Below are 24,099 nucleotides of genomic sequence, written 5' to 3'. Positions count from 1 at the left end.
CCAGTTCGAATCTGGGTGCCGCCTCCAAAAGAAGACTCCCGTTTTCGGGAGTTTATTTTTTTAGCTGGAGGTATACGATGAGAAAAAATCCATTTATACCTATTCAAAAAGCAAAAGCAGTTATTATAGATGGTAGTGTGAGTGAGAAAGTAATAAATACATTAACCGAGCTCGATATTCATGTGATTAAAACTGTTAAATGTGAAGAAGTATATGATGCTATATCATATCATCCTGACATTGTAATACATCCAATAGATTATCAGACGCTTATTATAGCTCCAAATGTTTACGATTATTACAAAGATATGCTTAAAAATACACATCTTAAATTGATTAAAGGTGAGAGAAAACTAAAAAGAAACTATCCAGAAAACATTGCATATAATGTAGCAAGAGTTTCACGTTACGCTATACATAATTTTAAATATACAGATGAAAAACTTAAATATTATTTAGAAAAATTGGGTATAGAATTTATAAATGTAAAACAAGGATATTCTAAATGTTCAACTTGTATAGTATCAGATAATGCAATAATAACTTCTGATCCTTCGATATATAAAGAGTGTAATAAATACTCTATTGATACATTGTTTATAAATAGTGGATATATCGATTTGCCTGGTTTAGATTATGGATTTATAGGTGGTGCAACAGGATTTATTAGTGATATACAGTTAGCGTTTACAGGTGAGTATCAACATCATCCGAATTTTTTAGACATTAATGTTTTTTTGAAAAAATACGGAAAAAAACCAGTTATACTCAGTAATAAAAAAATAATAGATATAGGTTCAATTATTCCTTTAGTATACAATTAATGTAATCGTGAAAAATGAATATAGCAATATTAAAAACATATACTACTAGTACATTAGAAAGGAGTGACATTTTTGAATTTGCTGACTATAGGATTTAAAGAGAATTTTGAGAAAATAATTGAAATAATAAATAAGCAATTATATTTTTTCGAAAGAGAAAAAATTCATATAGATGAAAAGATAGAAAAAATAGGTGACATAAATTTTGCAACATATTTTATTAAAGATAAAAAAGGTGTTAAATATAAAAATATAAAAAATATTTTCAACTATTATATTGCAGAGGCAATAACAGATATAGTGATTGATGTTTATCAAGAAAAGATAATAGATAGATTAATAATTGAAAAATGCTATTATTTAGATTCAGAAGATAAAAAAGTGATAAAATCTAGAGTCGTTGATTATCTTAATAGAAATGAATATGTACTTCGGGAAGGTATAATGCCTCAAATAAGTAAAAAGGCAAAAATATTGAAAACTGTAATGGATTTTTTAGAGGAAAATGATAATTTAATAATAGATGGTTTGATAAACTTTAGACTTAAATTTTTCACAGAATTAATTGAGGAGGCACTGGAGAAAAATATAGAAGATTTCTTTGTTGAAAAGGAATATAGAGAGTTTATTCGAGTATTGCAATATTTTGTTGAATTACAAGAATCTAAAGTTGATTTAGTTAATATAATATTTAAGAATGATGGAACTTATCAATTGTTAGATAAAAAAATGAATTTAATTGATAATGATATTTTTCAAGAGCTTGCAGAGGAAATTTCAGAAAATGAAATGAATTATGATGATTTACTTATTAGCTCATTAATAACTATTGCACCAAAAAAAATAATAATTCATATAGAAAAAAGTATCCAAGATAGAGAAATAATAAAAGTAATAAAAAGTGTTTTTCAGAATAAGGTATCAGTTTGTCCTGGATGTAGATTATGTTTGAAAGAAAAGGATAATAAAATTAAGATTGAGAAGGAAAAATAATACTTCCAAGGGAATTTGCTTGGGAGTTTTTTGTTTGGTTTAAAGTTAATACTATTTTAAGAAAACAAAAATTGTGTTATAATCAGATATTAGTTGCTATTTATTTTTGTCTATCAACTATTGGCTACCAACTATTTAATAGTAATATTAAAAGTTTTATGAAAAATTAAGCTTTACATTTTTAGTTTTTTAAATTTCACGAATAGCGAATAACCAGTAACGATTATACGAGGTGATAACATGATAATTATTAAAATACTTACTTTAGCGGTAATTGGAGCTATGATAGGTTGGATAACCAATATAATAGCTATTAAATTGATATTCAGGCCGTTAAAACCTGTGATAATACCTATTATAAATGTAAAAATACAGGGATTGATTCCAAAACGAAGGCAAGAGATAGCAAAAAGCATTGGGCAAGTCGTGGAAGATGAACTTGTATCAATTAATGAAATTATTGATAAGGTGATTGAACAGGAAAATCTTTCAAATATTATATTTATTATTAAGAGAAAAATTAATGAAGTTATTGATGAAAAATTACCTTCAATAATACCAAGTACTTTTAAGAATATGATTTTTAGTTATGTAAATGAAATGGTTGATTCTGAAGGAGAAAGAATATTAAAAGATTTAATTGAAAAAATGGTTCATAAGGCGACAAATGAAGTTAAGCTTTCAGAAATGATAGAAGAAAAAATTAACTCTTTTGAATTAGAAAAGATAGAGAGTATAATCATTTCTATTGCAAAACGAGAACTGAAGCATATAGAAATTTTAGGGGGCGTTTTAGGATTTTTAATAGGTATCATACAAGGTGTATTAGTTATAATATTTTAAAGCATGTCATTTTCTGTAGGAAAATGACATGCTTTTTTTCTTTATCCATTAGGTTGGAGAAGTATATTAAAGATAAAATGAAAATAAAATAGAAATAAAGGAACGTTTTATATTAAATAATGAATATTGTATACAATTTTGGACCGGTTGAAAGGAGGTGAAAAGGTATAGAATTAGGCAAGAAATCTAAATAATATTAAAATTTTAAATAAAATTAAAAGGGGAGGGGAAAAAGTGAATTCGCTATTATTAGCCGTATTGACCTATTTTGGTTTCATTATTGCCTATAAAACTTATGGTAAGTTTTTGGGCAGAAAATTGTTTGAATTGAGCAATAAAAATAAAACACCATCCCATATTATCAATGATGGAGTAGACTATGTACCAACAAGAAAAAGTATTCTATTTGGTCATCATTTTACATCTATAGCAGGTACTGGTCCTATAGTAGGTCCAGCAATTGGTGTAATATGGGGATGGGTACCTGCAGTATTGTGGGTATTTATAGGTTCAATTTTTATGGGGGCAGTACATGACTTGGGAGCATTAGTTATATCAACAAGAAAAAAAGGTAAATCTTTAGGAGATGTAACTAAGGATATTGTTAGTCCTACTTCAAGAGTTTTATTCTTATTAGTAATATTTTTCTTGTTGTTAATAGTAATTGCTATTTTTGCTATGATTATAGGTAAGTTATTTATAATGTATCCAGCTTCTGTATTTCCAGTTTGGATGGAGATTCCAATTGCATTACTTATGGGCTATCTAGTTTATAAGAAGAAGATGAATGTAAAATGGCTATCAATTATTGCAATAATTTTAATGTACTTCACAATTTGGATAGGTGCAGTTTATATAAATGATTTCCATATTCCTGAAATTTTTGGATTACAAGAGATTTTAGTTTGGGTTTTCATATTACTTATCTATGCATTTATTGCATCAATACTACCAGTACAAACTTTACTACAACCAAGAGACTATATTAACTCACATGAGTTATTAGTAGCGATGGCTCTGTTGATAATAGGATTAGTATTTGCACATCCTACAATATCAGCTCCAGCTATAAATACAGCTGTTAAAGGCGCACCTCCTATATTACCATTCTTATTTATTACTATAGCATGTGGTGCTATTTCGGGATTCCACAGCTTAGTATCTTCTGGTACTTCTTCGAAACAGCTAAATGAGGAAGAAGATTCTTTGGCAATAGGATATGGTGGTATGTTACTTGAAGGTGTACTTGCAATACTTGTTATTATAGCTTGTACGGCTGGATTAGGAGATGCAGCAGCATGGACACAAAGATATGCTGATTGGGCTAGTGCAAGTGGACTAGGAGCTAAGTTAGGAGCTTTTGTTGATGGCGGAGCTAATTTTATTTCACATATAGGTATTAACGGCGAATTTGCTAAAACAATACTTGCTGTATTTATTGTGAGTTTTGCTGCAACTACTCTAGATACAGCTACAAGGATACAAAGATATGTTGTTAGTGAGTTAGCAGAAGGATGGAATATCAAGCCAATCGCGAATAAAACAGGTGCAACACTATTTGCAGTAATTACTGCTTTACTATTGGCATTAGCAAAACCAGGCGGAGCAGGTGCATTGATATTATGGCCATTATTTGGTGCTACAAACCAATTGCTAGCAGGATTAGCACTATTGGTTATTACAGTATATCTAGCTAAGAAAAAGAAACCAATTGTATATACACTAATCCCAATGATCTTTATGATATTAATGACAGGTTGGGGTATGGTATATAATATTATAAAATATGCAAGTAATTCAGATTGGTTGTTGTTCATAATAGGAATTATCATAATGGTACTTGAAATATGGATGATTATAGAAGCATACAAGGCTATTAAGAAATCTAAGGAAATTGAAGAAACAATTGAATCTTAGAAGTAAGAAGGCTTAGTTGATTAAATCAACTAAGCCTTTTTAGATATTTTAAATTTAACCCTTAAAATTCAAATAGCAAACAATAGTACATAAGTACTTAATATACATTGTTGACAAATAATAGCAATAACATTACAATGTAGTTAAATAAATTAGCCAAATTGAATATCTAGTAAACAAGAAAGGGGTATTCTTATAAAAGCTATTTCGTATATAACTATATTACATGGAATTTTATTGATATTCAATAGTCTTACAAATATTATGAACCAGAATCGTTACAATATATCGGTAGTTAGAAGTTCTAATATTCAATAAATGAATAAAAAACAAGCGGATAGGTACTTTGTCTATTAGAGAACGATGCAATCAGGTTTGAAATATTTCTTTTCTTAAATAGAAAATTAAACATGAAAATATTAACTACATAATAAAGATAAGAAGTTAATGAAAGATAAAAAAGATGTAGAAAAGTAATAATGAAGATTTTGGAGGGGTGGTATGCACAGAATTTTTTTAAATGAACAAGACTTTTACACAAAGTTAGAAGATGTAATTAGTGAGCATAAATGTTTGAGGTTAAAGCAAGATGGGAATGAGTTTGAGATAATGACTGTACGCATGTTAGGATTTACGAAAAATATATTATTACATCCAATTTTAAGCTATGCTGATTCATGTAAATTAAAAACTGAAAAAACATCAGAAGGAGTTGTTATCAGTTTTAGTTTAAGTTTCATACGTTTAAAAATCTTCTATTTTATTTTGGGGATGATTTTATCTACGATTTTTTTAACTTTTAATAAATCATTTGTTGCTCCTTTAGTTTTAGTGGGTATTTTGTTTATTAATTATGTTGTTATTAGAAATAAATCTATTAGAACATTTGAACAGTTTTTATTAAATAAATTTATGTAATCTAATATAGATGGCAAAGTAGTAACAGGACATTTTGTTTGTTACCTAATTTGTTACCTAAAATATACAGAGGTGATATTAATGGAAATTAAAACTATATTAAAGAAATTAGCCTATATATGTATTTTTTTAGCTGTTATTACTTTGATTTATGGTTTTGTAGAATTATCAATATTTAAGCATTATTTAATATTGATACTAATAGTTACTTTTTTTATTGCTGTTTCGTTTATATTATTAGCTCTTAGTGAAATATTAGAGTGGTTACATTTTTTGACAAAGCAAAAATAACTCTGATGGAGAATATTAATTAAGATTTTGAAATAAGAGATCTTTATTGATGCGGCATTATCATAAAATAATCACATAAAATACATATTTTTCTTGACAAAACTATAAAATATATTTATAATTTATTAAAAATTCATATGCTAAAGCTGTGAAGGGAAGAGTAAACTAGAAACAGTCTTAAAGAGAGGGGAGTACCATAGGCTGAGAGTCTCCCTAAGATATGACTAGTTGAAAACTAACCCTGAGTTGTATCCGAAACCTAATTTTAGGGTAAGGATTTCCGTTGACTGCGTTAAAGTCCTTAAGAGGGTTTATACCAATTAGGGTGGAACCGCGGGAATATCTCCCGTCCCTAGCTATATGCTGGGGGCGGGAGTTTTTATTTTTTCTTAAATGGCATAGTAAAATGACAATAAATATCTAGTACCAAGTACCCAGCACCAAGCATCAAAAAAATTAGGAGGGATGTAGATGGAAAAAATTAAAATTACTTTACCAGATGGTTCTATAAGAGAGTATGAAAAAGGCGTTAGTGTATTTGATGTAGCTAATGATATAAGTAGTGGATTAGCTAGAGTGGCTGTAGGAGCTAAAATAAATGGAAAGGTAGTAGGACTGAATCATATAATTGATGAAGATGCTTCTATGAGTATATTGAAATTTAGTGATGATGAAGGAGCAGACATTTTTAGACATACAAGTGCTCATATTCTTGCACAAGCAGTTAAAAGATTATATCCAAATACTAAATTAGCAATAGGGCCTGCGATCGAAAATGGCTTTTACTACGATTTTGATTCAGAGCATAAATTTACACCAGAAGATTTAGAGAAGATTGAAGCAGAAATGAAAAAGATTGTTAAGGAGCAGCTTGATATAGAAAGGTTTGAACTGCCAAGAGAAGAAGCGATAAAATTCTTGAAAGATAAAGGTGAAGACTATAAAGTTGAATTAGTAATGGATTTACCTGAGGATGCAGTAATATCTTTTTATAAACAAGGCGAATTTGTTGACTTATGTGCTGGACCACACTTGCCAAATACAAAAAAGGTTAAAGCAGTAAAATTATTAAGTATAGCTGGGGCATATTGGCGTGGTGATGAAAACAATAAGATGCTTCAGAGAATATATGGAACTTCTTTTGAAAAGAAAAAGGATTTAGATGAATATCTGCATAGACTTGAAGAAGCTAAGAAAAGAGATCATAGGAAGTTAGGTAAGGAATTAGATTTATTTAGTATACAAGAAGAAGGACCAGGATTCCCATTTTTCCATCCAAAAGGAATGGTTATCAGAAATATTTTAGAAGATTTTTGGAGAAAAGAGCATGTTAAAAGAGGTTATGGAGAGGTAAAGACACCTATTATATTAAATGAAGAATTATGGCATAGATCTGGACACTGGGATCATTATAAAGAAAATATGTATTTTACAAATATTGATTCTGTTGACTATGCTATAAAGCCAATGAACTGTCCAGGAGCAATGCTGCTTTATAAGAGAAAGATGTACAGTTATAGAGATTTCCCTATTAGAATGTGCGAATTAGGTTTAGTGCACAGACATGAATTATCTGGAGTATTGCATGGGCTTATGAGAGTTAGATCATTTACTCAAGATGATGCTCATATTTTTATGCTACCTGAACAAGTAAAAGATGAGATAAAGGGTGTAATTGATTTTGTTGATTATGTTTATAATATATTTGGTTTCAAGTATCATGTAGAGCTTTCAACAAGACCAGAAAATTCTATGGGAACTGATGAAGAATGGGAATTAGCTACAAATGCGCTTAGAGAAGCTTTAGAGGAAAAAGGGCTTGAGTTTAAGATTAATGAAGGAGATGGAGCTTTTTACGGTCCAAAAATAGATATTCATTTAGAGGATGCTATAGGTAGAACATGGCAGTGTGGAACGATACAATTAGATTTCCAAATGCCACAGAGATTTGACTTAACATATGTAGGAAGTGATGGTAACAAGCATAGACCAATAATGCTTCATAGAGTTATTTTCGGAAGTATTGAAAGATTTATTGGAATTTTAATAGAACATTACGCAGGTAAATTCCCTGTTTGGTTAGCGCCTGTACAAGTAAGTATATTGCCTATTTCTGACAAATTTAACGAATATGCATTTGAAGTTAAGAAAATATTAGAAGAGAAAGGCATAAGAGTTGAAGTTGATACAAGAGCAGAAAAAATAGGGTATAAAATCAGAGAAGCACAGCTTAATAAAGTTCCTTATATGCTTATTGTAGGAGAAAAAGAAGCAGAAAATAAAACAATTTCTGTGAGAGCAAGAGGCGAAGGAGATATAGGAACATTTGATGTTAAAGAATTTCTTAATAGAATATCAGATGAAATTAAGAATAAGAAGTAATATTAGAGCGCCTATCGAAAGATAGGTGCTTAATTTTAAAAAAATTTTTTAAAAAAAATAATTAGAGAAGGAATTTTATGAGGAGTATAGAATATATTCTTAATAGTTAGAATTTGCAACATTCTGAAAATTCCCAATAATCAAACATATCAAAGTGGGAGAGTTTTGCGATCTCTAAAATCTCCATAAATTAATTGGGGATTTTATGAGCATAAAACAAGATAGGAAGGGGGGAGGATGGAGAATTTAGCTTATTTAATAAAAAATATATAAAAGGGGGAAAAGTTAATGTCAGAAGTAAAAAGAGGTTTGTCTGACGCTGCTTATAATCCAAAAGCAGGCGAACAGTATGTTCCATTTATACCTGCAAACAAAGTGATGCCTGAATTTACAGCTACAGCAATTATTATAGGTATTATTATGGCTATTGTATTTGGTGCAGCAAATGCTTATTTAGGATTAAGAGTAGGTATGACTATTAGTGCATCAATACCAGCAGCAGTTATTTCAATGGGTATCATAAGAGGTATAATGAAAAAAGAATCAATACTTGAAAACAACATGGTTCAAACTATAGGTTCAGCCGGTGAATCACTTGCAGCAGGTGCTATATTTACATTACCAGCACTTTTTATCTGGTCTCAAGAATTAGGAATGGATGCTCCAAGCTTATTTAGAATAATAGTTATATCACTTATAGGTGGTATACTAGGTGTGTTATTAATGGTTCCTTTAAGAAAAGCACTTATTGTTAATGAACATGGCAAACTTCCATATCCTGAAGGAACTGCTTGTGCTGAGGTTCTTGTAGCAGGGGAAGTTGGAGGATCTAAAGCAAAAACTGTATTTATGGGATTAGGAGTTGGTGCTCTTTACAAGTTTTTAGCTGACGGAATTAAGTTGTTCCCAAGTGAAATTGAATGGGAAATAACAGGATATAAAGGCGCAGCAATAGGTGCAGACGTACTACCTGCATTGTTGGGTGTTGGTTTCATTATAGGACCTAGAATTTCAGCTTATATGCTAGGTGGTGCTGTTCTAGGTTGGTTAGCTATAATACCTTTGATTTCACATCTTGGTCAATTTATAACAACTCCTATATATCCAGCACCTGTACCAATTAAAGAATTAGGATATTGGGGAATCTGGAACTTCTATATCCGCTACGTAGGTGCAGGAGCCGTTGCATTTGGTGGTATTATTAGCTTGATTAAATCTTTACCACTTATAGTTCGTACATTTAAAGAAGCTCTTGGTGGATTCAAAGCAGGTTTTGAAAATGAAGGTAGCTTAAGAACTGATCAAGATATGTCTATGACATTAGTTGTTGCAGGAGTAGTTGTATTAGTACTTATTATGATGTTCACACCAATTGTACCAGTAGGTATTACAGGGGCTATACTAATAGCAATATTTGGTTTCTTCTTCGCTACAGTTTCATCAAGGTTAGTAGGTTTGGTTGGTAGTTCATCAAACCCAGTATCAGGTATGACAATTGCTACATTATTAATTACATCTATCATATTTAAAGCTACAGGTTTTGATGGGCCTGCAGGAATGATAGGTGCACTTTCTGTTGGTGCTGTAATTTGTATAGTTGCAGCAATAGCAGGTGACACATCTCAGGACTTAAAAACTGGTTTCTTAGTAGGTGCAACTCCTAAGAAGCAACAGTATGGTGAGCTTATTGGTGTTATCGCTTCAGGTTTAGTAATAGGTTTTGTATTGTTATTATTAAATAATGCTTGGGGATTCGGTTCAGCTGAATTACCAGCTCCACAAGCTACATTGATGAGATTAGTTATTGAAGGTGTTATGCAAGGTAACTTACCTTGGGCACTTGTATTTACAGGTGTAGGTATTGGTATAGTTATAGAATTAATGGGTATTCCAGTATTACCAGTTGCAGTTGGTTTATACTTACCTATTCACTTAAGTACACCAATTATGGTTGGTGGTTTATTAAGAGGAATATTAGAAAAGAGAAAAGAAGCAGAAGCAGTTATTAAAGAAAAGGTTGAGAGCGGTGTACTATATTCATCAGGATTAATTGCAGGAGAAGGTTTATTAGGTATTTTATTAGCTGTATTTGCTGTAATACCAGTAGGTGCTAAAAAACTTGGAGATGTAATTGCATTTGGTAATGGTGTATTAGGCAAATATGGCGCATTGATTGTATTTATATTATTAGTATTAACACTGATGAAATACTCGTTCTGGAAAAAAGTAGAAGAGTAAACTACTGAAAGGGGATAATTATTATCCCCTTTCAATAATAACTTTACTTAGGAGGGCATATGAAAAAGAAAAATGAAAATTTTTTGGAGTTCGTTCCAGTAAGGTCCGAAAAAGTAGATTGGGAGATAAAAGGAGAAAATGTAGTTCTTATAGTATATAGAAATTCTTTTATTGATAAATTAGTAAGAAGATTTTTTAATACGCCAGAAAAGATGACTATTGATTTAGATGAAATCGGCAGTACTGTTTGGCAGGCAATTGATGGTAAAAGAAATATATATGAAATATCACAAATTGTAAAGATGAAAATTGGAAAAAATGCAGAGCCGCTATTAGAGAGATTAATAACTTTTATTAATATTTTGAAGAATAATGATTTTATTAAATTATTAAAAAAGAAGGGATAGTATGATTATTTATATATTAGGAATTATATTTTTTGCTTTAGCAACAATGTTTGTTTATTCATGGGGATATGTGAAAGAACAGAGGATAGATACAGAATTAAAAATTAAATTGACTAAAAAAGCTCAAAGAAAAGTAATAAATGCTTTAAGAAGAAATGGCGCAATGACTAAAAAGGAATTAGGAAATATATTATCTAATCTTAAGGTCTCGAATTTTGGTAGTAAAAGAAAGCTTATAATAAAGAATACAGAAGTTTTTACTAAGTCTTTATTACAAGAAATGGTTAGAAAGGGTATGTTAGAGATTGATTATAAAAGTAAACCTAAAAAATATTATTTAAAAGAAAAAAATGCCACAAATTAATGGCATTAAGTGGCAGTTTTTAGAGGAACTTTATACTTAGAAAATATGTTATCTAATTCACTACCTTCAATTGTTTCGTATTCAAGAAGATAATTTGCGATATCTATGAGGATTATTTTATTTTCTTCAATTAGGTCTAAAGTTTTTTTATAGCAATCATCTATTATCATTTTTATTTCTTTTTCTATTTTTTCTATGTTATATTTTATATATTGTTCTTTAATGGCTATATTTCCTAATGAACTCATACCGTAGCTGCACACCATTTCTTCAGCGATTTCAGTGGCCTTAGCTAAGTCATCTTTTGCACCAGTCGTTATTTCACTAAATATTATTTCTTCAGCGGCTCTTCCCCCTAAAAGAACCATAATTTTAGAAATGAGTTCTTTTTTTGTGTGTAGATACCTATCCTCATTGGGGAATTTTAGTACATATCCTAAAGCTTTACCTCTAGGTACTATAGAAATTTTTTGGATCATATCAACTTTAAGCAGTTTACCTATAAGCGCATGACCTGCTTCGTGGTGAGCAACTATATTTTTTTCTTTGGATAAAATAGATGGATGCTTTAGCTCTAATCCCGCAATTACTCTTTCTATAGCAGAGTTAAAATCTTCAATGTCTATTAGATTTTTATTCTTCCTTACAGCTATTATAGCAGCTTCATTAGCTATATTAGCTAATTGAGCCCCTGAAAATCCATGTGTTTTCTTTGCTATTTCTTCAATTTTAACACTTGAGTCTAAAGGTTTATTTTTTGTGTGAACCTTTAAAATTTCTTCTCTAGCTCTTACATTAGGGTTGCCGACATATATATGCCTATCGAATCTTCCTGGTCTAAGTAGGGCTTCATCTAATAAATCAAGCCTATTTGTTGCACCGATTACTATAATGGTCTGATTTTTATTAAAACCATCCATTTCAATTAGCAACTGATTTAATGTTTGGTCTTTTTCGTTATTACTGTCTATGTTTCTTTTTGAACCTATTGCATCGATTTCATCAATAAATATTATACTAGGAGCTTCTTTTCTTGCTTTTTCAAATAAAGTTCTTATCCTTTTGGCTCCGACACCTACATATTTTTCTACGAATTCTGAGCCACTAGCATAGAAAAAAGATGAATTAGTTTCACCTGCTACGGCTTTAGCTAGAAGAGTTTTACCAGTACCAGGTGGTCCATAAAAAAGTATACCGTTTGGAATTTTAGCTCCCATTTTGTTATATTTTTCAGAGTTATTGATAAAATCTATAACTTCCTGAAGTTCTTCTTTTATCTCATCTAATCCTGCAACATCATTAAATGAGACTCTTGGTTTATTATTATCTTTTGAGCCATCTTCCTTTTTTTTCTTTTCACTAGTAATAGCTGCAGGAACTAGCTGCGGTTTACTGTCTAGTTTTAGATAATATATTAATAAACATAAGGATATGGTCCAAATAAGGAAACTATCACCTAATGTAAAGTTATTGAGTGATAAAAAAGTTAAATATTTAGCATGAAGTAAAAGTGTAGATACTGTTAGACTGATTATAGTTAATGCAAATACTATTCTCTTTTTCAATATAGAACCACCCTTTATTAATGTAATATTTTTTAGTCATATCATTTGATTTATTACTTTTAGTTTTATTATTAGTTTAACCAAATGCATATGTAATATTTAATAGATATATAAGTTATAGAGGAAAAATAAATAGTACATAGAATAGTTATAATAACTGTATTAAATTTCAAATTTGAATTTTAAAAAAGGAGGCTTTGTTATGGATTTTGAAAAAATAATAGATAGTTACAAAGATGACATTATTAAATCGACTCAAGAACTTATAAGAATAAAGAGTGTTGAGGGTGAGCCAAAGCCAGATATGCCATTTGGCGAAGGTCCAAATGAAGCACTTGAATATGCATTGAAATTAGCTGAAAATATGGGTTTTAAAACTTTAAATGTTGATGGATATGCAGGACATGCAGATTTAGGAGAAGGAGACGAAGTTGTAGGAGTATTAGTACATTTAGATGTTGTTCCAGAAGGTGATGGCTGGACTTATCCACCTTATGCTGCTGAAATACATGGCGGAAAAATATATGGTAGAGGTGCTATTGATGATAAGGGACCTACAGTAGCTGCTTTATATGCTATGAAGTCTATAAAAGAGTCGGGAGCTAAACTTAATAAAAAAATCAGGATAATATTTGGAACTAATGAAGAATCTGGATGGGGTGGTATTAATTATTATCTTAAGAAAGTAAAGGCTCCAGATTTAGCTTTTACACCAGATGCAGACTTTCCAGTTATACATGGTGAAATGGGTATATTAATTTTTAATATTGAGAAAAAGTTTGAAAAGAAATGTAATTGTGCAGTTAAGATAAACTATATTAAAGGTGGTAATAGACCTAATATGGTTCCAGATTACTGTGAGGCAATGCTTGAAGTAGCTGATGAAAAGAAAGCTTTTGTTAAAGAAAAATTTGACAAATTTGTTGAAAAAACAGGATACAAACTTTCATTAGATGATAAAGGAAAGCAGGTATTAATTAAGTCTTATGGTATATCGGCACATGGTAGTACTCCACAGGCAGGGAAAAACGCTATTTCTCAGTTAATTGCATTTTTAGGAGAAGTAGTTGAATGTGGTTGTGATGCAAGTGAATTTGTTAAGTTATACAATAAAAAAATAGGTATGGAATATAATGGTCAATCTATAGGCTGTGGATTTGAAGATAGTGTGTCTGGTAAATTAGTATTTAATGTTGGTGTTATAAATATGAATGAAGATGAGGTTAAAGTTTCAGTGAATATAAGATATCCGATAGAATATAAGAGTGAAGATGTTTATAAGGGAATGGAGGAAGAATTGAAAGGTACAGGAGTAAAAATAGTACATATAGAACATTTACCACCTATATATGTTCCAAGTGAAGATGCACTTGTTCAAAAATTAATGAGTGTGTATAGGAAAGTTACTGGTGACCATGAAAGTAAGCCTATAACAATAGGTGGGGGAACTTATGCAAGAGCTATGAAAAATGTTGTGGCATTTGGACCATTATTCCCTGGTCAAGAAGAATTAGCTCATCAAAAAGATGAATATATAGCTATAGATGATTTGATTAAAATAACAAAATTATATGCAAAAGCTTTATATGAGCTTGCTAGATAATTTGTTGCTGATTTATTGGCTAATATTATTAATTTTTCAAGATGATGTATGGGTGGTGCTTGTATTAATATGTCAACAGCAGCCATTATTGCTATAAAGAAAAAATATAGAGAAAAAGTGAATCGAAAAGCTTGTGAAATAGTTGCAGAAGTATTAGTTGAAGTATTAGATGAAATAAATGTAAATGATCAGAAGATAACAACAGCTATTAAAAATGAAAAAGATATAAATATTTTGAAAACTTATTTAAAAGCTGTAGCAAAACAAGATATAGAAGAGCTTAGGAGCCTTATTATTAGAGTTAATGAAAGTTAGAGGTTAAGTTATTATATAAATACGTAGTGTGTAATAAGACTTATAGCACATATGAGGCCAGTAGTATTGATTAAAAGAAAACACTGTTTGAAATTAAATTCCTGCATAATTATACAGGAAAATCAATAGGTTTTAGCCAGTTCACTTAAAATCAGTTGCTAGACTAGTTCAAGTTTTTAGTGGTACAGTTAGATCAGATGGGTTTGATAGCTGTTTTGATGATCCTAAGGATTAAACAGCAATCTAGCGAGGTATTGACATGTATAATGCTGGACTATAAAAATGGATTATAAGTAATCACAAAATTTATATAATAAATTATTGACAAAATGGATGTTTTAGAATATAATGTACTGGAGCAAAATAAAGTAGAAGCTATCCGCTTCTCACCCTATGGCTCGGCTTATAGGGTTAATTATGGCAAAGTTGTACTTTACTTATGCATTTTAGGCGGATAGTGTATTTTACTATCCGCTTTTATATATTATAAGGAAAAAATACCAGGAGGTGTCCTAATATTAAAGAACTTCAAATTAATGAACAAATCAGGGATAAGGAAGTAAGATTAATAGACGTAGATGGTGGTCAGTTAGGGGTAATGCCAGTAAAGAAAGCGCAGCAAATAGCAAGAGAAAGAAAACTTGACTTGGTTAAGGTTGCACCTAATGCAAATCCACCAGTATGCCGCATAATGGATTATGGCAAGTACAAGTATGAGCAAGCTAAAAAAGCTAAAGAAGCGAAGAAAAATCAAAAGGTGATTAATGTTAAGGAGATTAGATTAACACCTAATATTGAAGAACATGATTTGAACGTAAAAGCTAAAAAGGCTATTAAATTCTTAAACAATGGTGATAGAGTTAAAGTAACAGTGAGATTCAGAGGTAGAGAATTAGGTTATACTGATAAAGGTGAAGAAGTTTTAATTAAGTTTGCTGAATTAACAAAAGAAGCAGGAAATATAGATAAAAAACCTAAACTTGAAGGAAGAAATATGACTATGATTTTAAGTCCTATAAATTAATTAACTGAGGGGAGGAATTGAGATGCCAAAAATGAAAACTCATAGAGGCGCTGCTAAAAGATTTAAGAAAACAGGCAAAGGACAACTTAAAAGATATAAGGCTTATAAGAGCCATATATTAACTAAAAAGACTTCAAAGAGAAAGAGAAATCTTAGAAAGTCTTCACTAGTTAGTGCAGCTGATTATAAGAGAGTTGGTAAGTTACTACCATACTAAAATGATGATATACGTAAAGGAGGTAGCATAGAATGGCAAGGGTAAAAAAAGCATTAAATGCTAGAAAAAAGCATAAAAAGATATTGAAACTTGCAAAAGGTTATTATGGAGCAAAAAGCAAACAGTTCAGACCAGCTAATGAAGCTGTAATGAGATCACTTAGATTTGCTTATGTAGGTAGAAAATTAAGAAAGAGAGATTTTAGAAAGCTTTGGATAAGTAGAATAAATGCTGCTGCTAGACTAAATGGAATGTCATACAGCAGATTTATAAATGGACTTAAAAGAGCTAATATAGAAATAAATAGAAAAATGTTATCAGAAATGGCTATACACGATCCAGAAGGATTCAAAAAACTTGTTGAAGTTGCAAAAAGTAGTTTAAGCTAATATAGAAATAAAAGTTCCGGTTACGGGACTTTTATTTTTTCAAACATAACTTTTATTAATAGGTATATAATGGTATAATAAAAATAATTTAAGTTGTAATAATACACAATTATATTTACTAGGGGATGATTACAATAGAGCTAAGACGTCGATTGAATCAACTTAAACTTAATCCCGCTCAAGTTCTAGTTTTAGGCTTTGCAGGATTGATATTAATCGGTGCAACGTTACTTAATCTGCCAATTGCATCACAGGATGGTAAGAGTATCGGATTTGTAAATGCTTTATTTACAGCAGCTTCAGCTGTTTGTGTTACAGGGTTAGTAGTTGTGAATACTGCTACTCACTGGACCATATTTGGTAAAGTAGTTATATTGATATTATTGCAAATTGGTGGTTTAGGTTTCATGACTCTAGCTACTTTAGTAGCTTTGTTGCTAGGTAGAAAAATAACCCTTAAAGAAAGACTTATAATACAAGAAGAGTTAAATCAGTTTACATTATCAGGGCTTGTAAAATTGACTAGATATGTAATAATATCGACAATAATGATTGAAGGTGTTGGAGCGCTACTTTTATCAATTAGATTTATTCCAACATATGGTTTTGCCAAAGGAGTAGGGTTTTCGATATTCCATTCAATATCAGCATTTTGTAATGCAGGTTTTGATTTGATTGGAGAAAGTATGGTACCTTTTGTAGATGACGTTATTGTTAATCTAACTATTATTTTTCTAGTAATAGTTGGTGGTTTAGGTTATACAGTATATATGGATATTTCGCAGAATAAAAAGTTTAAGAAGTTTTCATTACATACTAAGTTAGTTTTAATTATTTCAGCTTTATTGTTAGTATTTAGTTTTCTAGTTATATTCATAGTTGAATATAACAATCCTGCTACATTAGGTAAGTTGAGCTTTAAAGGTAAAATATTGGCTTCAGCTTTTCAAGCTATGACACCTAGAACAGCTGGATTCAATAGTATTGATACAGCAGCAGTTACTAATACTACAGCTTTCTTGACAATAATATTGATGTTTATAGGTGGGTCTCCAGGTTCTACTGCTGGAGGAATTAAAACAACTACAGTTGGTGCAATAGTATTAGCTATAATTTCTGTAATAAAAGGTACTAATGATGTTGAGGTTTATAGAAAGAGAATACCACACAATTTAGTTTACAGAGCATTGGCTGTTGTAGGTATAGGCTTAGCTTTAATTATTTTTGTAACTATGATATTATCATTAACAGAGAAAGAAGCATCATTTTTAGATATATTCTTTGAAACGACTTCAGCTTTTGGAACAGTAGGTTTAAGCAGGGGACTTACACCAAATTTATCGGTGCTAGGAAGACTAATTATTACTCTTACAATGTTTGCAGGTAGAGTAGGACCACTTACGATGGCGTTTGCCTTTGCAAAGAAACAAAGAGAATATAAGGGAACTTATAGATATCCAGAAGAGAGGATTTTGGTAGGTTAGGAAGGTGTGAAAAACATGAGACAATTTGTAGTTATAGGTTGTGGTAGATTTGGAGCTAGTGTGGCTAAAACTCTTTATAATCTAGGATATGATGTACTTGCAATCGATAAAAGTGAAGAGAGAATTCAAGAAATATCCGATTCTGTAACTCATGCAGTTCAAGCTGATGCAATAGATGAGCATGCATTAAGAACATTAGGTCTAAGAAATTTTGATGTGGCAATTGTAAGTATTGGTTCAGATATACAGGCATCAATAATGGCAACGCTTATTGCAAAAGAGCTAGGTATAAAGAAAGTAATAGCAAAGGCTCAGGGTGAACTACATGGTAAAGTGCTTTACAAAATAGGTGCTGATAGAGTTATTTTCCCAGAAAGGGATATGGGGGTTAGAGTTGCTCATAATCTAGTTTCATCTAATATACTTGATTATATAGAGCTAGCTCCAGATTACAGTATAGTAGAAATTGCTACTATGGAAGAATGGGCAGGAAAGACATTAAGAGAATTAAAACTACCAACAAGATATGGAATTAACGTTATGGCAATTAAGCGTGGTAAAGAGATTAATATTTCTCCTTATGCAGACGACGTGATTAATGCAGATGATATTCTGATTGTAATTGGAAATAATGATGACTTAAGAAAACTAGAGAAGAAGAGCTAGTTGAGGTGTTTTCATGGAAGCTAATATAACAAGTATGTCAAATCCACTGATTAAGAGTATTAAAGCGCTTCATAAGAAAAAAGATAGATGGAAGCAGAGAAAATTTTTTGTTGAAGGTGTAAGAGCAGTAGAAGAGGCTGTTAAATCTGATGTTAAAATTGATTCGATTTTATATACAGAGGCGATATTTGATACTTTTGCAGGACAACAATTGTTTAATTTGATAAATAAAAAAGGATATAGATTGTTTAAAATAACAGAGAAGATATTAAAAACTATTTCAGATACAGAGAATCCTCAAGGTATTATAGCTATAATAGAATTTAATTTGGTAAATTTAGATAATATTTTTGTTAAAGAAGGAAACTTTATTATAATATTGGATAAAATACAAGATCCAGGCAATCTAGGTACAATAATCAGAACAGCCGATGCTTTTGGGGCTAATGGTATTGTATTGACAAGTGGTTGTGTTGATATATTTAATCCTAAGACGATTAGGTCTACAATGGGTTCATTATTTCATTTGCCTATATCATATGAAGGTAGCATTGAAAAAGTTATAACAAAATTAAAAGATAAAGGTATCAAAATAATGGCTACTACATTAGATACCCAAAAGTTTTGTTATGATATAGATTTAACACAAGATTTTGCGCTGATTATTGGAAATGAGGCGTCTGGAGTTTCAAAGAAAGCTATCGAATTATCAGATTATAAAATTAAAATACCGATAGAGAAAAGAACAGAATCTTTAAATGCTGCTATAGCATCTGGAGTTATAATGTATGAAACTTACAGGCAAAGAAAAGCCTTATAGACTTGAAATTTATCTTCTTGTTATATACATTAATGAGATGATATAATGAATTAGGTACTAAGAAAAGAGAACAGATGACAGAGTACAGAGGACAGGAATATAAAATTAACTGGCTATTCGTAGTTCGCTATTTGCTTTTCGAATATTGAATGACGAAAAGCGAGCGACAAACAGAATTAAATATTGCTAATGGTGATGATGGAGAGAGTAGGTATCTGATGCCTTAAGAGAGGAAATGCCTTTGGCTGAAAGCATTTCTAGGTGAGAGGATGCTGAAGTTCACTCCTGAACTGCTAAGTTGAAATAGTAGTAGACTTATGCCGGCTATGCCGTTATATGAATGAGAGGCTTGTTAGTAACAAGCAATAAGGGTGGTACCGCGGAGAACCTTCGTCCCTTTGTGGGATGAAGGTTTATTTTTTTAATATATAAAAATAAAGGGGAGTTGGAATTAGTTATGATAGTGCATTTAGTGAGTACTTTTGTGTTTTTTATATCATATTTTGCTATAACTTATCTAATAAATAGGTTTAGAAAAAATAGAAGAACTAGAAGAGAGATATTAATAAATTCATTAATAACTAGTGGATTATATTTTTTAGTTATAGCATTAATTAAGATTATTTCAAGTAAATAATGAAAGGAGAGAAAATATGAAGGAAAAACTTAATGCAATCAAAGAGAGTGCTTTAAATGAAATAAAAAAGGTTGCAGATTTAGAAAAATTAGAAGAATTGAGAATAAGATTTTTAGGGAAAAAAGGAGAATTAACACAAGTTCTTAGAGGAATGAAAGACTTAAGTAAAGAAGAAAGACCTATTATCGGAAAGATAGCTAACGAAGTCAGAGAAATGATAGAAGGAGAAATTGAAAAACTAAAGTTAGACCTAAAAGAAAAAGTGCAGAGAGAAAAACTAGCTGCTGAAAAAATTGATATATCAATGCCAGGTAGAGAAAAAATAATAGGCCACAGACATCCCCTAATAAGCGTTATGGAAGAATTAGAAAATGTGTTTATGAATATGGGGTTCAGCGTTGTTCAAGGGCCTGAAGTTGAGACGGTGTATAACAATTTTGATGCACTAAATTCACCAGAAAATCATCCGTCAAGAGACCCTTCAGATACATTTTACATTACAGAAGATATACTTTTGAGAACTCATACTTCACCTGTACAAATTAGAGTTATGAAACAAGTAAAACCACCGTTAAGGATAGTATCAGCAGGTAGAACTTTTAGATTCGATGATGTTGATGATACACATTCACCAATGTTCCACCAGTTTGAGGGGCTTGTAATAGATAAGAATATAACAATGGCAAATTTAAAAGATACAATATATAAGTTTGTAACGGAAATATTTGGTGAAGGTATGAAAGTAAGATTTAGACCTCATTACTTCCCATTTACAGAACCAAGTGCAGAAGTAGACGTTTCATGTTTTAAGTGTAAAGGTAAAGGATGTCCAGCTTGTAACGGTACTGGTTGGAGTATGGAGATACTAGGTTGTGGTATGGTGCATCCAAAAGTATTAAAGAATTGTGGTATTGATCCTGAAATATATAGTGGCTTTGCATTCGGTTTAGGTATTGATAGGATTGCTATGGTTAAGTATGGGATAAACAATATTAGATTGTTATTTGAAAATGATATGAGATTTTTAGAACAGTTCTAGTATGTACTTAATGAAATTTGGCTAGTTAAATATAAGATAGTTTAAGGGAGGAAAGATTATGTTAGTACCAGTTAAATGGCTGAAAGAATATGTTGATATTGATATTGATTCAAAAGAATTAGCTGATAAGCTAACTATGTCTGGTTCACATGTAGACTCTATTGAAAGCATTGATAAAGGTATTGAAAAAGTTGTAGTTGGAAAGATTTTAAATATAGAAAAACATCCAAATGCAGATAAGCTGGTTATCACCACAATAGATGTAGGAGAAGAGAGATTACAGATAGTGACTGGTGCAACTAATATTAAAGTAGATGATTATGTGCCAGTTGCATTGGTAGGAGCTAAACTGCCTAATGGATTAAAGATAAAAAAATCAAAGCTAAGAGGAATTGAGTCTTATGGTATGTTATGTTCCGCCGAAGAACTTGGAATTAATCAAGATTTAATACCAAAAGAGCTGAAGGATGGTATATATATTTTATCTGAACAATATCCTTTAGGCTCAGATATAAAAGAAGTACTAGAATTATATGGTGAAATAATTGAATTTGAGATAACACCTAATCGTCCAGATTGTTTAAGCATTGTGGGAATGGCTAGAGAAACAGCAGCTACTTTGGGGAAAAAATTAAAGTATCCAGAAATAAAAATAAACAAAGAAGTAGATGATATAGCTGATTATGTAAATGGCATTGAAGTACAGGATAAGGATTTATGCAAAAGATATTATGCTAGAGTTGTAAAAGATATAAAGTTAAAAAGTTCACCTGCTTGGATTCAGAGAAGGCTTATAGAAGCAGGTGTTAGACCTATAAATAATATTGTAGATATAACAAACTATGTTATGCTTGAATTAGGTCAACCAATACATGCATTTGATCTTGATAAAATAAATGGAAGAAAAGTTGTAGTAAGAAGGGCGAAAGAAGGAGAGAAGATAGTAACTCTAGATGGAGTAGAAAGAGAGCTAAAAGAGTCAATGCTTGTAATAGCCGATGCAGATAAACCTATTGCAATTGCAGGTGTGATGGGTGGAGAAAATAGTGAAGTTTCAGAAGAGACAACAGTAATTCTTATAGAATCAGCTAACTTTAATGGAAGAAGTGTTAGATTAACTTCAAAAGGGGTTGGACTCAGAACAGAAGCTTCAGCTAGATTTGAGAAGGATTTAGATCCTAACTTGGTTCATAAGGCTTGCGATAGAGTTTGTCAATTAATTGAGGAGATAGGTGCTGGTATAGTTGTTAAGGGTAGTATTGACATATATGAAGATAAGGCTTATGAAAGAGAAATTACATTAAGGCCAGAAAAAGTAAATAAATTACTTGGAATAGAGATAAAAATAGATGATATGCTAAAGATATTGAACAGTTTGGAGCTTAAAGCTAAATTTGAAAATGAAAAAATTTATGTGACTATTCCAACATTCAGAAAAGATATTGAACTTGAAGCTGATTTAATCGAAGAAATAGGCAGAATTTATGGATTTGACAAAATACAGTCAAAACCTTTGATTGGTACATTAACTAGAGGTGATAAATCTAAGATTAGAAAAATTGAAGATAGAACAAAAGATATATTAAAAGGACTTGGATTGAATGAAATAACAACATATTCATTTATAAGTCCAAAGGCATATGACAAGATAAATTTACCTGAATATAGCATGAAGAGAAGCTATGTGCGCATTATGAATCCATTAGGTGAAGATTATAGTGTTATGAGAACTACTTTAATTCCTAATATGATAGAAGTATTGACTAGAAACTATAATTATGGTGTGAATAGAGCTTGGGCTTATGAAATAGGAAATATTTTCATACCTAAAAAATTGCCTGTTGAAGAATTGCCATATGAAATAAGAACTCTTTGTATAGGGATGTATGGTTCAGTCGATTTCTTCGATATTAAAGGTGTAGTTGATACAATGCTTAAAAAGTTGGGCATAACTGATTGTGAATATATTAGAGAAGAAAACTATACTACATTCCATCCAGGTAGAACTGCAAATATAATTAAAGGAAATAATGTTCTTGGTGTGATAGGAGAGATTCATCCAGAAGTATTAGAAAACTATGGTATTAAAGAAAGACTGTATATAGCAGAATTAGATTTTGAAATAATAGCATTTTTAACTAATCTAGATAAGAAATATAAGCCACTTCCTAAATATCCGGCTATAAATCGTGATATAGCGTTAGTAGTTGATAAAGATATTATGGTTAAAGAAATAGAGAAAATAATTTGGGAAATAGGCAGTGGTTTAGTTGAAAATGTAAACTTATTTGATGTATATATGGGTAAACAGATACCGCAAGGCAAAAAGAGTGTAGCTTATTCTATAACATATAGATCTTATGAGAAAACTTTAACTGATGAAGAAGTAACAAAGGTTCATGAAAGAATAGTAAAAGCATTAGAAGTACAATTAAATGCTTCTTTAAGATAGCTTAAAGCCAGCAATGAAGTTTATACTTTATTGCTGGCTTAATTTTGTAGAAAAAGTTAACATTTTATGTAATAATATAATAGAACTTGATAAAGTTATAGCAGGAAATATTGTATTTAATAAAGAAATATAATATTAGTCATAGTTTAGAGGAGAGGATATTGATGGGTGAAAAAAAGAAAGTTACAGTTAGAATTAGAGGTCAGGAATACACAGTAATAGGTGAAGAGCCTGAAGAATATATTAGAGAATTGGGGAATTATGTAGACAATAAAATTAGAGATATATTAGAAAAAAATAGTAAACTAAATCGAACTATGGCTGCAACTCTTACAGCATTTACTATTGCTGATGAGTTGTATAAAACTAGGAGTTTAGTAGATAATTTAAATAAAATTATAAATAAAAAAGATAAGGAAATAGAAGAAAAGCTTAATATTATAAAAGTAAAGGAGACAGAAATTGAAGATATAAGGTCTCGTTGTGAAGAGTTAAGTAATGAATTAAATGATGCAAATAACAACTTAAGTCAATATCAAAAGAAAATAAGAAAATATGAGCAGGCTTTAGATTTGAAGGAAAAAGAATTGAAAAATACACAAAGAATTATAACCGAACTTCAAAATAAACTTTATGAAAAACAAATAGAGCTAGCTCAGACTAAAAAAGAATTAGAGGAGTTCATCAGAACATTTGATACAAAATAGATTT

The 24,099-nt window shown here is 30.6% G+C and carries 23 protein-coding genes and 3 other annotated features; of the genes, 22 read left to right on the top strand and 1 reads right to left on the bottom strand.

Annotated elements, in window-relative coordinates; translation table 11 throughout:
- Positions 1–77 precede the first annotated feature (77 nt).
- The 10 genes from TR13x_RS09210 (at position 78) to TR13x_RS09165 (ending at position 11,177) form a co-directional block, all read left to right on the top strand.
- Entirely contained in the window at positions 78–824 is a 747-nt protein-coding gene (locus tag TR13x_RS09210) for a DUF6873 family GME fold protein (RefSeq protein ID WP_054871640.1), read from the top strand.
- Positions 825–896: 72 nt separating this feature from the next.
- Positions 897–1,817: a putative sporulation protein YtxC gene (ytxC, locus tag TR13x_RS09205; RefSeq protein ID WP_054871639.1), complete on the top strand. Its 921-nt coding sequence runs from the start codon at positions 897–899 to the stop codon at positions 1,815–1,817.
- A 240-nt stretch (positions 1,818–2,057) separates the two neighbouring features.
- Positions 2,058–2,660 carry a DUF445 domain-containing protein gene (locus tag TR13x_RS09200; RefSeq protein ID WP_054871638.1) on the top strand — a complete coding sequence of 201 codons (603 nt, stop codon included), beginning with the start codon at positions 2,058–2,060 and terminating at the stop codon, positions 2,658–2,660.
- Between the two features lie 234 nt (positions 2,661–2,894).
- Entirely contained in the window at positions 2,895–4,577 is a 1,683-nt protein-coding gene (locus tag TR13x_RS09195) for a carbon starvation protein A (RefSeq protein WP_054871637.1), read from the top strand.
- Between the two features lie 501 nt (positions 4,578–5,078).
- Entirely contained in the window at positions 5,079–5,495 is a 417-nt protein-coding gene (locus TR13x_RS09190) for a hypothetical protein (protein WP_054871636.1), read from the top strand.
- A gap of 81 nt (positions 5,496–5,576) precedes the next feature.
- Positions 5,577–5,786: a hypothetical protein gene (locus TR13x_RS09185; RefSeq protein WP_054871635.1), complete on the top strand. Its 210-nt coding sequence runs from the start codon at positions 5,577–5,579 to the stop codon at positions 5,784–5,786.
- Positions 5,787–5,925: 139 nt separating this feature from the next.
- Positions 5,926–6,143, top strand: a binding site (T-box leader).
- Positions 6,144–6,257: 114 nt separating this feature from the next.
- Positions 6,258–8,168, top strand: coding sequence for a threonine--tRNA ligase (thrS, locus tag TR13x_RS09180; RefSeq protein ID WP_054871634.1), 1,911 nt, complete (start codon positions 6,258–6,260; stop codon positions 8,166–8,168).
- Positions 8,169–8,456: 288 nt separating this feature from the next.
- Complete coding sequence (locus TR13x_RS09175) at positions 8,457–10,406, top strand: OPT family oligopeptide transporter (RefSeq protein ID WP_054871633.1); 1,950 nt, start codon at positions 8,457–8,459, stop codon at positions 10,404–10,406.
- Positions 10,407–10,465: 59 nt separating this feature from the next.
- Positions 10,466–10,813 carry a PqqD family protein gene (locus tag TR13x_RS09170; RefSeq protein WP_054871632.1) on the top strand — a complete coding sequence of 116 codons (348 nt, stop codon included), beginning with the start codon at positions 10,466–10,468 and terminating at the stop codon, positions 10,811–10,813.
- A gap of 1 nt (position 10,814) precedes the next feature.
- Positions 10,815–11,177: a hypothetical protein gene (locus TR13x_RS09165; RefSeq protein ID WP_054871631.1), complete on the top strand. Its 363-nt coding sequence runs from the start codon at positions 10,815–10,817 to the stop codon at positions 11,175–11,177.
- Positions 11,178–11,182: 5 nt separating this feature from the next.
- On the opposite strand, the gene ftsH is transcribed toward TR13x_RS09165, so the two are convergent.
- On the bottom strand, positions 11,183–12,742 hold the full coding sequence (gene ftsH / locus TR13x_RS09160; protein ID WP_054871630.1) for an ATP-dependent zinc metalloprotease FtsH: 1,560 nt from the start codon (positions 12,740–12,742) through the stop codon (positions 11,183–11,185).
- A 202-nt stretch (positions 12,743–12,944) separates the two neighbouring features.
- Between ftsH and pepV the strand changes: the two genes are divergently transcribed.
- From pepV to zapA, 12 genes are all read left to right on the top strand, one after another.
- Positions 12,945–14,345 (top strand): dipeptidase PepV, encoded by a 1,401-nt coding sequence (gene pepV, locus TR13x_RS09155; RefSeq protein WP_054871629.1) that lies wholly within the window; start codon positions 12,945–12,947, stop codon positions 14,343–14,345.
- Positions 14,346–14,414: 69 nt separating this feature from the next.
- Positions 14,415–14,660, top strand: a complete 246-nt coding sequence (locus TR13x_RS09150) for a hypothetical protein (protein ID WP_152912140.1) — start codon at positions 14,415–14,417, stop codon at positions 14,658–14,660.
- Between the two features lie 360 nt (positions 14,661–15,020).
- Positions 15,021–15,149 (top strand) — a sequence feature (ribosomal protein L20 leader region).
- Positions 15,150–15,177: 28 nt separating this feature from the next.
- Positions 15,178–15,684 (top strand): translation initiation factor IF-3, encoded by a 507-nt coding sequence (gene infC, locus TR13x_RS09145; protein ID WP_054871627.1) that lies wholly within the window; start codon positions 15,178–15,180, stop codon positions 15,682–15,684.
- Positions 15,685–15,706: 22 nt separating this feature from the next.
- Positions 15,707–15,901, top strand: coding sequence for a 50S ribosomal protein L35 (rpmI, locus tag TR13x_RS09140; protein WP_054871626.1), 195 nt, complete (start codon positions 15,707–15,709; stop codon positions 15,899–15,901).
- Between the two features lie 32 nt (positions 15,902–15,933).
- Positions 15,934–16,290, top strand: coding sequence for a 50S ribosomal protein L20 (rplT, locus tag TR13x_RS09135; protein ID WP_054871625.1), 357 nt, complete (start codon positions 15,934–15,936; stop codon positions 16,288–16,290).
- A 125-nt stretch (positions 16,291–16,415) separates the two neighbouring features.
- A complete protein-coding gene (locus TR13x_RS09130) occupies positions 16,416–17,774 on the top strand; it encodes a TrkH family potassium uptake protein (RefSeq protein WP_054871624.1) in 1,359 nt (452 codons plus the stop codon).
- A 15-nt stretch (positions 17,775–17,789) separates the two neighbouring features.
- A complete protein-coding gene (locus TR13x_RS09125) occupies positions 17,790–18,440 on the top strand; it encodes a TrkA family potassium uptake protein (protein ID WP_054871623.1) in 651 nt (216 codons plus the stop codon).
- 13 nt (positions 18,441–18,453) lie between these two features.
- Complete coding sequence (rlmB, locus tag TR13x_RS09120; protein ID WP_054871622.1) at positions 18,454–19,260, top strand: 23S rRNA (guanosine(2251)-2'-O)-methyltransferase RlmB; 807 nt, start codon at positions 18,454–18,456, stop codon at positions 19,258–19,260.
- Positions 19,261–19,446: 186 nt separating this feature from the next.
- Positions 19,447–19,661: a binding site (T-box leader), on the top strand.
- A 56-nt stretch (positions 19,662–19,717) separates the two neighbouring features.
- Entirely contained in the window at positions 19,718–19,897 is a 180-nt protein-coding gene (locus TR13x_RS09115) for a hypothetical protein (RefSeq protein WP_054871621.1), read from the top strand.
- Positions 19,898–19,913: 16 nt separating this feature from the next.
- On the top strand, positions 19,914–20,936 hold the full coding sequence (gene pheS, locus TR13x_RS09110) for a phenylalanine--tRNA ligase subunit alpha (RefSeq protein WP_054871620.1): 1,023 nt from the start codon (positions 19,914–19,916) through the stop codon (positions 20,934–20,936).
- 58 nt (positions 20,937–20,994) lie between these two features.
- Positions 20,995–23,388, top strand: coding sequence for a phenylalanine--tRNA ligase subunit beta (pheT, locus tag TR13x_RS09105; RefSeq protein WP_054871619.1), 2,394 nt, complete (start codon positions 20,995–20,997; stop codon positions 23,386–23,388).
- Between the two features lie 164 nt (positions 23,389–23,552).
- The gene (gene zapA / locus TR13x_RS09100; RefSeq protein WP_054871618.1) at positions 23,553–24,095 is read left to right on the top strand and encodes a cell division protein ZapA; all 543 of its coding nucleotides are present in this window, start codon (positions 23,553–23,555) and stop codon (positions 24,093–24,095) included.
- Positions 24,096–24,099 lie beyond the last annotated feature (4 nt).

The sequence above is a fragment of the Caloranaerobacter sp. TR13 genome (genome assembly GCF_001316435.1).
Lineage (GTDB): Bacteria > Bacillota > Clostridia > Tissierellales > Thermohalobacteraceae > Caloranaerobacter.
The sequence above is the reverse complement of the archived record's forward strand: the minus strand, read 5'-3'. Positions and strand labels throughout refer to the sequence as shown.